This is a genomic window from Pantoea sp. SGAir0430, assembly GCF_043549295.1.
Map to the genome: position 1 here is coordinate 3,090,888 of NZ_CP039427.1, position 13,363 is coordinate 3,104,250.

The window sequence follows — 13,363 nt, forward strand, 5'->3', positions numbered from 1 at the left end:
CATTAGCCGCTTTAACAATCTGTGGTCTTAATCAGATGGCCGGTATTATTCCTGTTCACCGCTTGATAGGGCTAATCGTTCATTGCTATTCTATCTATCGCCACGGGCTATCGTGGTTTGGAGGCTATCAATGAACATTCGTGATCTGGAATATCTGGTTTCGCTGGCGGAACATCGCCACTTTCGTCGTGCCGCTGATGCCTGTCATGTCAGCCAGCCGACCCTGAGCGGGCAGATTCGCAAGCTGGAAGATGAACTGGGTGTGATGCTGCTGGAACGGACCAGCCGTAAAGTGCTGTTTACTCAGGCTGGACTGCTGCTGGTGGATCAGGCGCGAACCGTGCTGCGTGAAGTGAAGGTACTGAAGGAGATGGCCAGCCAGCAGGGCGAAACCATGTCCGGGCCGCTGCACATTGGTCTGATTCCGACCACCGGTCCCTATCTGCTGCCGCATATTATTCCGATGCTGCATCAGACCTTCCCGAAACTCGAGATGTATCTGCACGAGGCGCAAACGCAGCAGCTGCTGGCGCAGCTCGACAGCGGTAAGCTCGACTGCGCCATTCTGGCGCTGGTAAAAGAGAGCGAAGCTTTTATTGAAGTGCCGCTGTTTGATGAGCCGATGAAGCTGGCGATCTACCAGGATCACCCGTGGCACGATCGCGATCGTGTGCCGATGTCGGATCTGGCCGGTGAGAAATTGCTGATGCTGGAAGATGGTCACTGTCTGCGCGATCAGGCGATGGGCTTCTGTTTCGAAGCCGGCGCTGATGAAGATACCCATTTCCGCGCGACCAGCCTGGAAACGCTGCGCAACATGGTAGCAGCCGGCAGCGGTATCACTTTGCTGCCGTCGCTGGCGGTACCGAATGAGCGCGTACGTGATGGCGTGTGCTATCTGCCGTGTTACAAACCGGTGCCGCAGCGCACCATCGCGCTGGTGTATCGTCCGGGATCGCCTCTGCGCAGCCGCTATGAGCAGCTGGCAGAAGCAATTAAAACCCACATGCAGGGTTACCTGGACCGTTCGTTAAAACAGGCGGTTTAAGCCGTTTAACGCCGCCACGCGGTAGGCTTCGGCCATGGTGGGGTAGTTGAAGGTAGTGTTCACGAAATACTCAATCGTGTTACCGCCGTTCTTCTGCTCCATGATGGCCTGGCCGATGTGAATGATCTCCGCCGCACGCTCGCCAAAGCAGTGAATACCCAGAATCTCTTTGGTTTCGCGGTGGAACAGGATCTTCAGGCTGCCGACGTGCATGCCGACAATCTGCGCGCGCGCCAGATGCTTAAACTGTGCACGGCCCACTTCATACGGCACTTTCATCGCCGTCAGCTGCTGTTCGGTTTTGCCGACGGAGCTGATTTCCGGAATGGTGTAAATCCCGGTCGGGATATCTTCAATCAGGTGCGCGGTGGCTTCCCCTTTGATGATCGCCTGCGCGGCAATGCGGCCCTGATCGTAAGCGGCAGAGGCCAGGCTCGGGTAGCCAATCACGTCGCCCACCGCATAGATATGCGGCTGCGCGGTCTGATACATACTGTTCACTTTCAGCAGTCCACGGCCATCAGCTTCCAGCCCGACGTTTTCCAGCGCCAGTGAATCGGTATTACCGGTACGGCCGTTAGCGTACAGCAGGCAATCGGCTTTGACCTTTTTGCCGGACTTGAGGTGCATGATGACGCCATCGCTGACACCTTCAATCTTCTCAAACTCTTCGTTGTGACGAATCACCACGCCGCTGTTCCAAAAGTGATAAGAGAGCGAATCAGACATCTCCTGATCGAGGAACGCCAGCAGGCGATCGCGGGTGTTGATCAGGTCAACCTTGACGTTAAGGCCGCGGAAAATCGACGCATATTCACAGCCAATCACGCCCGCACCATAAATGATGACGTGGCCGGGTTCATGATGCAGGTTGAGAATGGAGTCGGAGTCGTAAATGCGCGGATGGGTAAAATCGACGTCCGCCGGGTGATACGGGCGGGAACCACAGGCGATGACAAACTTCTCTGCGGTTAAGCGCTCGCGCGTGCCGTCTGGCTGTTCCACTTCGATGGTGTTGGCATCAACAAAATGGGCGTCGCCCTGATAAAGCTCACAGCGGTTACGCTCGTAAAAGCCCTGACGCATGGCAGTCTGCTGGCTGATGACGTTCTCAGTATGATTCAGAATGTCGGCGAACGAGGAGCGCAGGAGTCGGGTGTGATCGCTATAGAGAGGGTTTTGATTGAACTCGATGATACGGCTGACAGCGTGACGCAGAGCTTTGGAAGGGATGGTTCCCCAGTGAGTACAACCGCCGCCGATGTTGTGGTAGCGTTCGATCACTGCAATGCGCGCTCCCTGCTTCACCAGCCCCATCGCCGCACCTTCGCCGCCCGGACCGGAGCCAATCACAATGGCATCGTAATCGTAAGACTTTTGCATACCAGTACGTCCTATGTTTCTATACATTTTTACAACGAGATTCTAACATCTCGCCGCGCACATCTGAATTCTAACAGCGTAAATTGGCAAAGTTTGACAATCAGTGAGGTTAACAGGCGGTCACAAACTTTGCGCCGCTGTACGCTGAAAAGTTTGTTATAGTGCCTGCCTGATTACTCACAAGGCCGGGAAAATGGGCGTTCGAGCGCAACAAAAAGAACGTACACGACGTTCACTGATTGAAGCGGCATTCAGTCAGTTAAGTGCAGAAAGGAGTTTTGCCAGCCTGAGTTTACGCGAAGTGGCACGCGAAGCCGGCATTGCACCGACCTCGTTTTACCGTCACTTTCGCGATGTGGATGAGCTCGGCCTGACGATGGTCGATGAAAGTGGCCTGATGCTGCGCCAGCTGATGCGCCAGGCGCGCCAGCGCATTGCCAAAGGCGGCAGCATCATTAAAACCTCGGTCGCCACGTTTATGGAGTTCATCGGGAACAATCCCAACGCTTTTCGTCTCTTACTACGCGAGCGCTCCGGCACCTCAGCGGCTTTTCGTGCGGCGGTCGCGCGGGAGATTCAGCACTTTATCGCTGAACTGGCCGACTACCTTGAGCTGGAAAACCGCATGCCGCGCAGCTTTACCGAAGCGCAGGCGGAAGCGATGGTGACGATTGTGTTCAGCGCCGGCGCGGAAGCGCTGGATGTGGATATCGAACAGCGGCGCAAACTGGAAGAGCGTCTGGTGCTGCAGCTGCGAATGATCGCCAAAGGCGCGTATTACTGGTATCGCCGGGAGCAAGAGCGCCTGGCGGTTACCCTGGAAACCCCCGAAGAGTAATGTGATAAGGATAATGAAATGATTGAGCAAAACCCTCGCGATAAAGGAACGCTGTTACTGGCTTTTATCACCGGTTTAGCTATCAACGGCTCCTTTTCGGTGCTGTTCAGCACCTTTGTTCCCTTTTCGATTTTCCCGCTGATCGCCCTTGGCCTTGCCGCGTGGTGTCTGCATCAGCGCTATCTCAACCGCAATATGCCGGACGGCATGCCTTCGCTGGCGGCGGCATTTTTTCTGCTGGGGATTCTGGTGTACAGCGCGCTGGTGCGTGCCGAATATCCGGATATCGGGTCTAACTTCATCCCGACCATTCTGATGGTGGCGCTGGTGTTCTGGATCGCCATGCGCTTCCGCCGCAGCAAGAACAAGCACTGAAAACAATCACGGGAACCGCAGGGTTCCCGTTTTTTTAGGCTTTGCGCGTCAGTAACACACCGCATTCCATATGGTGGGTGTAAGGGAACTGGTCAAACAGCGCCAGCCGCGTGACGGTATGCGTGGCACTCAGTACGCTGAGGTTGTCGCACAGCGTCTGCGGATTACAGGAAATATAGAGAATACGCGGATAGGCCTGCACCATCTTCACCGTCTCGTCATCCAGCCCGCTGCGCGGCGGATCGACAAAGATGGTCTCGCACTGATAGCTGTTGAGATCGATGCCTTCCAGACGGTTAAAGCTGCGCACGCCGTTCATCGCCTGGGTAAACTCTTCGGCTGCCATACGAATAATTTGCACGTTGTCGATGTGGTTGGCCGCGATGTTGTACTGCGCCGAAGCCACCGACGGTTTGGCGATTTCCGTCGCCAGTACGCGGCGGAAGTTACGCGCCAGCGCCAGCGAAAAATTGCCATTACCACAGTACAGCTCCAGCAGATCGCCGCGCGAATCTTGCGTCACGTCCAGCGCCCACTCCAGCATCTGAATATTCATCGCCGCATTCGGCTGAGTGAAGCTGTTCTCCACCTGACGATAGATCATCTCCTGACCGGCCACCGGCAGGCGCTCATCGACGTAATCGCGATCGAGGCAGATTTTGGTTTTCGTGGCACGGCCAATCAGCTGCACATCAAACCCTTCTGCACGCAGGCTATCGCGCAGCGCAGTCGCGGCTTCGGTCCAGTCGGCTTCCAGCTTGCGGTGATACAGCAGTGAAATCACGATCTGGTTGCTGAGGGTGGAGAGATAATCGATCTGGAACAGTTTGAAACGCAGCGCGCGATTATCGCGGATCGCGGCGATCAACTTTGGCATCAGCGTGTTGATCAACTGGCTGGCCGCCGGAAACTGATCGACGCGGATACGCTGTTTGGTCTCTTGATCGAAGATGATGTGATAAAGATCGTCACCGTCGTGCCAGATGCGGAATTCGGCGCGCATACGGTAGTGGCTGACCGGCGAGCGGAACACCTCCACGTCGGGCGCTGCGTAGGGGGCCATCATCGCCTGTAAGCGGCTGACTTTTTCCGCCAGTTGCGCGTCGTATTGTTCAATCGGGAGCTGTTCGGGTGTCATCTTCAATCCTGGTGTTAAGCCTGCCTGCCGGGCGATTGTAGGCATTCACCTGCTGATGTCCAGTCCCGGACAGTGCAGGAAGGCTGGCTGTCTGGATTTCCGGCCTTCTTAAACGTAGACTGCGGCTGCCGGCCTCCTTGAGTTAAAAGGGAATCCAGTGTGAATCTGGAGCTGACGCGCAGCGGTAAAAGAATGTCGTGGTGATCGCAATTGCAGACACTGTCCTCGCGGATGGGAAGTCTTCACCACTTATGATTCCCAGCCCGAAGACCTGCCGGTGTGACGTCGCAACTTCTGAGATCATCGCGTGCTATCGATCCCGGACCTGCGGCATCCTGCTTCGTCTTTTGGATGCTATAACAATGAAAACAACACACGCTTCGCTGTTTGCCTTTAGTGCAACGGCGTTGTCGCTCTGGGCGCAATCTGGCTACGCGCAGCAGAATGATGATACGCAAATCGTTACCGCCAACCGGTTTTTGCAGCCGGTTTCCTCCGTTCTCGCGCCGACGACAGTCGTGACCCGCGACGATATCGATCGCTGGCAGGCTAAAAGCCTGACGGACGTGATGCGTCGCCTGCCTGGCGTGGACATCGCGCAGAACGGTGGCCTCGGCCAGTTGAGCTCGCTGTTTGTGCGCGGCACCAACTCCAGCCACGTACTTATACTCATCGACGGTATCCGGCTAAACCAGGCGGGTGTGTCCGGATCGTCTGATTTAAGCCAGATTCCGCTTTCTCTGGTCCAGCGCATCGAATATGTGCGCGGTGCGCGCTCGGCGGTGTATGGTTCCGATGCGATTGGCGGCGTGGTGAACATCATCACCGGTCGTGATAAGCCGGGCACGACGCTGAGCGCGGGCGTGGGCTCGAAAGGCTATCAAAACTATGAAGGTTCTACCCAGCAGCAGCTGGGCGCAGCCACAACGCTGACCATGGCGGGCAACTACACCTATACGCGCGGCTATGATGTGGTGGCAAACCTGCCGGATGTGTATGGCGATCCGGCGCAGAAAGATCGCGATGGCTTCATGAACAAGACACTGTATGGCGCGCTGGAGCACCAGTTCAGTGACGGGCTGAGCGGCTTTGTTCGCGGCTACGGTTTTGACAACCGCACGGCCTACGACGGCACCTACAGCTACGATAACAGTTTCAACATCAACGGATTAAACGATACCCGTCAGCTCTACAGCCAGACCTGGGACAGCGGCCTGCGTTACAGCAACGACATTTATTCGACGCAGCTGATCGCCAGCTACAGCCGCAGCAAAGATTATAACTATGATCCGCGTACAGGCCGCTACGGCCCGTCGACCACGCTGGATGACAGCAAGCAGTACAATGTGCAGTGGGGCAATACGTTGCAGGTGGCGCAGGGCAGCGTAAGCGCGGGCGTGGACTGGCAGAAACAGACCACAGAACCCGGCACCGCTTACGTGGCTGACAGTACTGAGCTGCGTAACACCGGCATTTATGCCACCACCCAGCAGCAGCTGGGCAGCGTAACGCTGGAAGGCGCGGTACGCGGTGACGACAACAGCCAGTTTGGCTGGCACGGCACCTGGCAGGGCGGGGCGTCGTGGGCGTTTGTTGATGGCTATAGCGTGTTTGCCAATTACGCGACGGCGTATAAAGCGCCTCGTCTCGGCCAGTTGTATGGTTCTTATGGCAACAGCGACCTGAAGCCGGAAGAGAGTAAACAGTGGGAAGCGGGCTTCTCTGGCCTGACCGGGCCGGTAAACTGGCGCGTATCCGGTTATCGTAACGATATCGATAATCTGATTGATAGCGATCCCACCACCTATATCTATTACAACATCGATAAAGCGCGCATTAAGGGCGTAGAAGCCACGGCGTCGTTCGATACCGGTCCGCTTAGCCATCAGATTTCTTACGATTATGTTGATGCGCGCGATGCTGAAACCGATCAACCGCTGGTGCGCCGTGCGAAGCAGCAGGTGAAATACCAGCTCGACTGGACGATTTATGAGTTTGACTGGTCACTGACCTATCATTATCTCGGCGATCGCTATGATACGGATTACAACCACGCCTTTACCCCGCAACGCGTCAAACTGGGCGGTGTAAGTTTATGGGATCTGGCAGTTTCGTATCCGGTCACATCACAGCTCACCGTTCGTGGTAGAATTGCCAACCTGTTCGATAAAGACTACGAGACAGTGTATGGCTATCAAACTCCAGGAACGGAGTACTATCTCAGCGCCAGCTACAGCTTCTGATCTGCGCCCCACCGTGCTGGTGTTTGACTCCGGCGTCGGTGGGCTCTCCGTCTATGATGAGGTCCGGCAACTGCTGCCGGGCCTGCACTATCTCTATGCCTTCGATAATGCCGGTTTCCCTTACGGTGAAAAAAGCGAAGAGTACATTGTTGAGCGGGTCGTGGCGGTGGTGGAGGCTATCGTGCAGCGCGTGCCGCTGGCGTTAGTGGTCATCGCCTGTAACTCCGCCAGTACTGTATCCCTGCCAGCATTGCGTCAGCGCTTTGAATTCCCGGTCGTTGGCGTCGTGCCGGCGATTAAACCGGCGGCCCGTCTGACGCGTAACGGCGTGGTCGGCCTGCTGGCCACGCGCGGCACGGTGAAACGGCCTTACACCCATGAGCTGGTGGCGCAGTTTGCGCGCGAATGTAAAATCGAAATGCTGGGCTCGGCGGAACTGGTTGAACTGGCGGAAGCCAAACTGCACGGAGAAACGGTGTCGCTGGACGATGTACGTCGCGCAGTGCAACCGTGGCTACGCATGAAGGAGCCGCCGGATACCGTGGTGCTGGGTTGTACCCATTTCCCGCTGTTACGTGAAGAGCTGCAGCAGGTGTTGCCGGACGGCACCCGGCTGGTGGATTCGGGCGCAGCCATTGCACGGCGCACCGCCTGGTTGTTAGAGCACGAAGCGCCTCAGGCGCGTTCCAGCGGACAAAATGTGGCATTTTGTACGCGTATGGATGACGAAGTGGTGCAATTATCACCGGTTTTGCAGCGTTATGGCTTCCCGCTGCTGGAAAAACTGGCGATTTGACGGGCTTTCGCCGAAAAAAACAGCATTCGAAAATTAATTTGCATTTAGCCCTTGTCAGCCCGAAAGAACTCCCTATAATGCGCCTCCACTGACACGGCACAACGGCTTACGAAGCGCCCTGTTAGTAAGGTGGCCCTTAACGGCAACCTTCAGAAAAGCAAAAATAAATGCTTGACTGAGAAAGCGGAAAGCGTAATATACGCATCCCGCGCCGCTTGAGAAATAGCGGCACTGCTCTTTAACAATTTATCAGACAATCTGTGTGGGCACTCGCAGGATTGATATCAGCGTCTCCGGACGTAAAAAATATCAAGTCTTTGCTGAGTGAACACGTAATTCATTACGAAGTTTAATTCACAGAGCATCGCTGCACTCGTTGCAGCAAATCAAACTTAAATTGAAGAGTTTGATCATGGCTCAGATTGAACGCTGGCGGCAGGCCTAACACATGCAAGTCGAACGGCAGCACAGAAGAGCTTGCTCTTTGGGTGGCGAGTGGCGGACGGGTGAGTAATGTCTGGGAAACTGCCCGATGGAGGGGGATAACTACTGGAAACGGTAGCTAATACCGCATAACGTCGCGAGACCAAAGTGGGGGACCTTCGGGCCTCACACCATCGGATGTGCCCAGATGGGATTAGCTAGTAGGTGGGGTAATGGCTCACCTAGGCGACGATCCCTAGCTGGTCTGAGAGGATGACCAGCCACACTGGAACTGAGACACGGTCCAGACTCCTACGGGAGGCAGCAGTGGGGAATATTGCACAATGGGCGCAAGCCTGATGCAGCCATGCCGCGTGTATGAAGAAGGCCTTCGGGTTGTAAAGTACTTTCAGCGGGGAGGAAGGCGGTGAGGTTAATAACCTTGCCGATTGACGTTACCCGCAGAAGAAGCACCGGCTAACTCCGTGCCAGCAGCCGCGGTAATACGGAGGGTGCAAGCGTTAATCGGAATTACTGGGCGTAAAGCGCACGCAGGCGGTCTGTTAAGTCAGATGTGAAATCCCCGGGCTTAACCTGGGAACTGCATTTGAAACTGGCAGGCTTGAGTCTCGTAGAGGGGGGTAGAATTCCAGGTGTAGCGGTGAAATGCGTAGAGATCTGGAGGAATACCGGTGGCGAAGGCGGCCCCCTGGACGAAGACTGACGCTCAGGTGCGAAAGCGTGGGGAGCAAACAGGATTAGATACCCTGGTAGTCCACGCCGTAAACGATGTCGACTTGGAGGTTGTGCCCTTGAGGCGTGGCTTCCGGAGCTAACGCGTTAAGTCGACCGCCTGGGGAGTACGGCCGCAAGGTTAAAACTCAAATGAATTGACGGGGGCCCGCACAAGCGGTGGAGCATGTGGTTTAATTCGATGCAACGCGAAGAACCTTACCTGGCCTTGACATCCAGAGAACTTAGCAGAGATGCTTTGGTGCCTTCGGGAACTCTGAGACAGGTGCTGCATGGCTGTCGTCAGCTCGTGTTGTGAAATGTTGGGTTAAGTCCCGCAACGAGCGCAACCCTTATCCTTTGTTGCCAGCGGTTCGGCCGGGAACTCAAAGGAGACTGCCGGTGATAAACCGGAGGAAGGTGGGGATGACGTCAAGTCATCATGGCCCTTACGGCCAGGGCTACACACGTGCTACAATGGCGCATACAAAGAGAAGCGACCTCGCGAGAGCAAGCGGACCTCATAAAGTGCGTCGTAGTCCGGATTGGAGTCTGCAACTCGACTCCATGAAGTCGGAATCGCTAGTAATCGTAGATCAGAATGCTACGGTGAATACGTTCCCGGGCCTTGTACACACCGCCCGTCACACCATGGGAGTGGGTTGCAAAAGAAGTAGGTAGCTTAACCTTCGGGAGGGCGCTTACCACTTTGTGATTCATGACTGGGGTGAAGTCGTAACAAGGTAACCGTAGGGGAACCTGCGGTTGGATCACCTCCTTACCTGAAGATACCTTCCCGCGAAGTGCTCACACAGATTGTCTGATAGAAAAGTAACGAGCAGAAAAAACCTCTACAGGCTTGTAGCTCAGGTGGTTAGAGCGCACCCCTGATAAGGGTGAGGTCGGTGGTTCAAGTCCACTCAGGCCTACCAGATTTCTTCTCATGCCGCGTTATGTTTCCGGCTCGCATAGTTCACTATGCTTCGCGAAAACATGCCTTGCCTGAGACGAAATCACATTTCCCGTGTGAGAAACGTGACTCCTGGTGAGTGGATGTAGATGGTCTCTGCAGTGACTGTATGGGGCTATAGCTCAGCTGGGAGAGCGCCTGCCTTGCACGCAGGAGGTCAGCGGTTCGATCCCGCTTAGCTCCACCATTACAGTACTGAAACTTACTTCAGAGTATACCGGCGACGGTGTGCTGCGAAGTATTTGCTCTTTAACAATCCGGAACAAGCTGAAAATTTGAAACGACGCGTCGTATTCATTCTCCGTAATAAGAATGAAGCAACGATGCGTTCGAGTCTCTCAAATGCTTGCAGTCCGCAGCGTTGCAAAACGCCTGTGGGTTGTGAGGTTAAGCGACTAAGCGTACACGGTGGATGCCCTGGCAGTCAGAGGCGATGAAGGACGTGCTAATCTGCGAAAAGCGACGGTAAGGTGATATGAACCGCTACAGCCGTCGATGTCCGAATGGGGAAACCCAATGCACTTGTGCATTATCGTTAACTGAATACATAGGTTAACGAGGCGAACCGGGGGAACTGAAACATCTAAGTACCCCGAGGAAAAGAAATCAACCGAGATTCCCCCAGTAGCGGCGAGCGAACGGGGAGCAGCCCAGGACCTGAATCAGCTTGTGCATCAGTGGAAGCGTCTGGAAAGTCGCGCGATACCGGGTGACAGCCCCGTACACGAAGATGCATAAGTTGTGAGTCCGACGAGTAGGGCGGGACACGTGGTATCCTGTCTGAACATGGGGGGACCATCCTCCAAGGCTAAATACTCCTGACTGACCGATAGTGAACCAGTACCGTGAGGGAAAGGCGAAAAGAACCCCGGCGAGGGGAGTGAAACAGAACCTGAAACCGTGTACGTACAAGCAGTGGGAGCACCTTCGGGTGTGACTGCGTACCTTTTGTATAATGGGTCAGCGACTTATATTCTGTAGCAAGGTTAACCGCATAGGGGAGCCGAAGGGAAACCGAGTCTTAACCGGGCGTTAAGTTGCAGGGTATAGACCCGAAACCCGGTGATCTAGCCATGGGCAGGTTGAAGGTTGGGTAACACTAACTGGAGGACCGAACCGACTAATGTTGAAAAATTAGCGGATGACTTGTGGCTGGGGGTGAAAGGCCAATCAAACCGGGAGATAGCTGGTTCTCCCCGAAAGCTATTTAGGTAGCGCCTCGTGAACTCATCTCCGGGGGTAGAGCACTGTTTCGGCTAGGGGGCCATCCCGGCTTACCAACCCGATGCAAACTGCGAATACCGGAGAATGTTATCACGGGAGACACACGGCGGGTGCTAACGTCCGTCGTGAAGAGGGAAACAACCCAGACCGCCAGCTAAGGTCCCAAAGTCATGGTTAAGTGGGAAACGATGTGGGAAGGCACAGACAGCCAGGATGTTGGCTTAGAAGCAGCCATCATTTAAAGAAAGCGTAATAGCTCACTGGTCGAGTCGGCCTGCGCGGAAGATGTAACGGGGCTAAACCATGCACCGAAGCTGCGGCAGCGACACTATGTGTTGTTGGGTAGGGGAGCGTTCTGTAAGCCGCTGAAGGTGTGCTGTGAGGCATGCTGGAGGTATCAGAAGTGCGAATGCTGACATAAGTAACGATAAAGCGGGTGAAAAGCCCGCTCGCCGGAAGACCAAGGGTTCCTGTCCAACGTTAATCGGGGCAGGGTGAGTCGACCCCTAAGGCGAGGCTGAAAAGCGTAGTCGATGGGAAACAGGTTAATATTCCTGTACTTGGTGTTACTGCGAAGGGGGGACGGAGAAGGCTAGGTTATCCGGGCGACGGTTGTCCCGGTTTAAGCGTGCAGGTGTGAAGACCAGGCAAATCCGGTCTTCTTTAACACTGAGGCGTGACGACGAGCCGCCACGGCGGTGAAGTAACTGATGCCCTGCTTCCAGGAAAAGCCTCTAAGCTCCAGGTAACACGAAATCGTACCCCAAACCGACACAGGTGGTCAGGTAGAGAATACCAAGGCGCTTGAGAGAACTCGGGTGAAGGAACTAGGCAAAATGGTGCCGTAACTTCGGGAGAAGGCACGCTGGCGCGTAGGTGAAGGGACTTGCTCCCGGAGCCGAGGCCAGTCGAAGATACCAGCTGGCTGCAACTGTTTATTAAAAACACAGCACTGTGCAAACACGAAAGTGGACGTATACGGTGTGACGCCTGCCCGGTGCCGGAAGGTTAATTGATGGGGTTATCCGCAAGGAGAAGCTCTTGATCGAAGCCCCGGTAAACGGCGGCCGTAACTATAACGGTCCTAAGGTAGCGAAATTCCTTGTCGGGTAAGTTCCGACCTGCACGAATGGCGTAATGATGGCCAGGCTGTCTCCACCCGAGACTCAGTGAAATTGAAATCGCTGTGAAGATGCAGTGTACCCGCGGCAAGACGGAAAGACCCCGTGAACCTTTACTATAGCTTGACACTGAACATTGAGCCTTGATGTGTAGGATAGGTGGGAGGCTTTGAAGCGTGGACGCCAGTCTGCGTGGAGCCAACCTTGAAATACCACCCTTTAATGTTTGATGTTCTAACGTAGGCCCGTAATCCGGGCTGCGGACAGTGTCTGGTGGGTAGTTTGACTGGGGCGGTCTCCTCCCAAAGCGTAACGGAGGAGCACGAAGGTTGGCTAATCCTGGTCGGACATCAGGAGGTTAGTGCAATGGCATAAGCCAGCTTGACTGCGAGAGTGACGGCTCGAGCAGGTGCGAAAGCAGGTCATAGTGATCCGGTGGTTCTGAATGGAAGGGCCATCGCTCAACGGATAAAAGGTACTCCGGGGATAACAGGCTGATACCGCCCAAGAGTTCATATCGACGGCGGTGTTTGGCACCTCGATGTCGGCTCATCACATCCTGGGGCTGAAGTAGGTCCCAAGGGTACGGCTGTTCGCCGTTTAAAGTGGTACGCGAGCTGGGTTTAGAACGTCGTGAGACAGTTCGGTCCCTATCTGCCGTGGGCGCTGGAGAATTGAGGGGGGTTGCTCCTAGTACGAGAGGACCGGAGTGAACGCACCGCTGGTGTTCGGGTTGTCATGCCAATGGCACTGCCCGGTAGCTAAGTGCGGAAGAGATAAGTGCTGAAAGCATCTAAGCACGAAACTTGCCCCGAGATGAGTTCTCCCTGACCCCTTGAGGGTCCTGAAGGGACGTTGAAGACGACGACGTTGATAGGCCGGGTGTGTAAGCGCAGCGATGCGTTGAGCTAACCGGTACTAATGACCCGTGAGGCTTAACCTTACAACGCCAGAGGCGTTTTGGTCTGAGAGACCGGAGAATTTTCAGCTTTGTTCACCGGATTACGTCCAGTGGATTTTGTGCTGTGACAAGGCGGCACGCGAGACGACGTGAAGGAGCATACACGAGTAT

General features: G+C 55.1%; 7 protein-coding genes, 2 tRNA genes, 2 rRNA genes and 1 riboswitch. Of the genes, 9 read left to right on the plus strand and 2 right to left on the minus strand.

Going from position 1 to position 13,363, the window contains the following annotated elements:
- The first annotated feature begins 130 nt into the window (after positions 1-130).
- Positions 131-1,048, plus strand: coding sequence for a DNA-binding transcriptional regulator OxyR (oxyR, locus tag E7738_RS14620; RefSeq protein WP_021506826.1), 918 nt, complete (start codon positions 131-133; stop codon positions 1,046-1,048).
- On the opposite strand, the gene sthA is transcribed toward oxyR, so the two are convergent.
- Positions 1,031-2,431, minus strand: a complete 1,401-nt coding sequence (gene sthA, locus E7738_RS14625) for a Si-specific NAD(P)(+) transhydrogenase (RefSeq protein WP_021506825.1) — start codon at positions 2,429-2,431, stop codon at positions 1,031-1,033. The genes oxyR and sthA overlap by 18 nt on opposite strands.
- 193 nt (positions 2,432-2,624) lie before the next feature.
- Between sthA and fabR the strand changes: the two genes are divergently transcribed.
- Together fabR and E7738_RS14635 are read left to right on the plus strand one after the other, a co-directional pair.
- Positions 2,625-3,269: an HTH-type transcriptional repressor FabR gene (gene fabR / locus E7738_RS14630; protein ID WP_031279587.1), complete on the plus strand. Its 645-nt coding sequence runs from the start codon at positions 2,625-2,627 to the stop codon at positions 3,267-3,269.
- Positions 3,270-3,287: 18 nt separating this feature from the next.
- On the plus strand, positions 3,288-3,644 hold the full coding sequence (locus E7738_RS14635) for a YijD family membrane protein (RefSeq protein ID WP_021506823.1): 357 nt from the start codon (positions 3,288-3,290) through the stop codon (positions 3,642-3,644).
- A gap of 34 nt (positions 3,645-3,678) precedes the next feature.
- On the opposite strand, the gene trmA is transcribed toward E7738_RS14635, so the two are convergent.
- On the minus strand, positions 3,679-4,782 hold the full coding sequence (gene trmA, locus E7738_RS14640) for a tRNA (uridine(54)-C5)-methyltransferase TrmA (RefSeq protein WP_058775573.1): 1,104 nt from the start codon (positions 4,780-4,782) through the stop codon (positions 3,679-3,681).
- A gap of 112 nt (positions 4,783-4,894) precedes the next feature.
- A riboswitch (cobalamin riboswitch) is annotated at positions 4,895-5,076 on the plus strand.
- 68 nt (positions 5,077-5,144) lie between these two features.
- On the opposite strand from trmA, the gene btuB reads away from it, so the two are divergent.
- The 6 genes from btuB to E7738_RS14670 all read left to right on the plus strand — a co-directional run bounded on the left by btuB (position 5,145) and on the right by E7738_RS14670 (position 13,234).
- On the plus strand, positions 5,145-7,025 hold the full coding sequence (gene btuB / locus E7738_RS14645) for a TonB-dependent vitamin B12 receptor BtuB (protein ID WP_136547368.1): 1,881 nt from the start codon (positions 5,145-5,147) through the stop codon (positions 7,023-7,025).
- A complete protein-coding gene (gene murI, locus E7738_RS14650; RefSeq protein WP_040679621.1) occupies positions 6,970-7,821 on the plus strand; it encodes a glutamate racemase in 852 nt (283 codons plus the stop codon). The genes btuB and murI overlap by 56 nt, the downstream gene beginning before the upstream one ends.
- A gap of 394 nt (positions 7,822-8,215) precedes the next feature.
- Positions 8,216-9,757 (plus strand): 16S ribosomal RNA (locus E7738_RS14655).
- Positions 9,758-9,831: 74 nt separating this feature from the next.
- Positions 9,832-9,908 (plus strand) — tRNA-Ile (locus E7738_RS14660).
- A gap of 149 nt (positions 9,909-10,057) precedes the next feature.
- A tRNA-Ala gene (locus tag E7738_RS14665) sits at positions 10,058-10,133 on the plus strand.
- A 198-nt stretch (positions 10,134-10,331) separates the two neighbouring features.
- Positions 10,332-13,234, plus strand: a 23S ribosomal RNA gene (locus tag E7738_RS14670).
- Together the 16S and 23S rRNA genes with 2 tRNA genes alongside form the textbook arrangement of a ribosomal RNA operon.
- The last annotated feature ends 129 nt before the right edge of the window (positions 13,235-13,363 follow it).

Excerpts from the sequence above, each read along its gene's own strand:
- oxyR (WP_021506826.1), top strand. The coding sequence starts at position 131 with ATGAACATTCGTGATCTGGAATATCTGGTTTCGCTGGCGGAACATCGC.
- sthA (WP_021506825.1), bottom strand. The coding sequence starts at position 2,431 with ATGCAAAAGTCTTACGATTACGATGCCATTGTGATTGGCTCCGGTCCG.
- fabR (WP_031279587.1), top strand. The coding sequence starts at position 2,625 with ATGGGCGTTCGAGCGCAACAAAAAGAACGTACACGACGTTCACTGATT.
- E7738_RS14635 (WP_021506823.1), top strand. The coding sequence starts at position 3,288 with ATGATTGAGCAAAACCCTCGCGATAAAGGAACGCTGTTACTGGCTTTT.
- trmA (WP_058775573.1), bottom strand. The coding sequence starts at position 4,782 with ATGACACCCGAACAGCTCCCGATTGAACAATACGACGCGCAACTGGCG.
- btuB (WP_136547368.1), top strand. The coding sequence starts at position 5,145 with ATGAAAACAACACACGCTTCGCTGTTTGCCTTTAGTGCAACGGCGTTG.
- murI (WP_040679621.1), top strand. The coding sequence starts at position 6,970 with ATGGCTATCAAACTCCAGGAACGGAGTACTATCTCAGCGCCAGCTACA.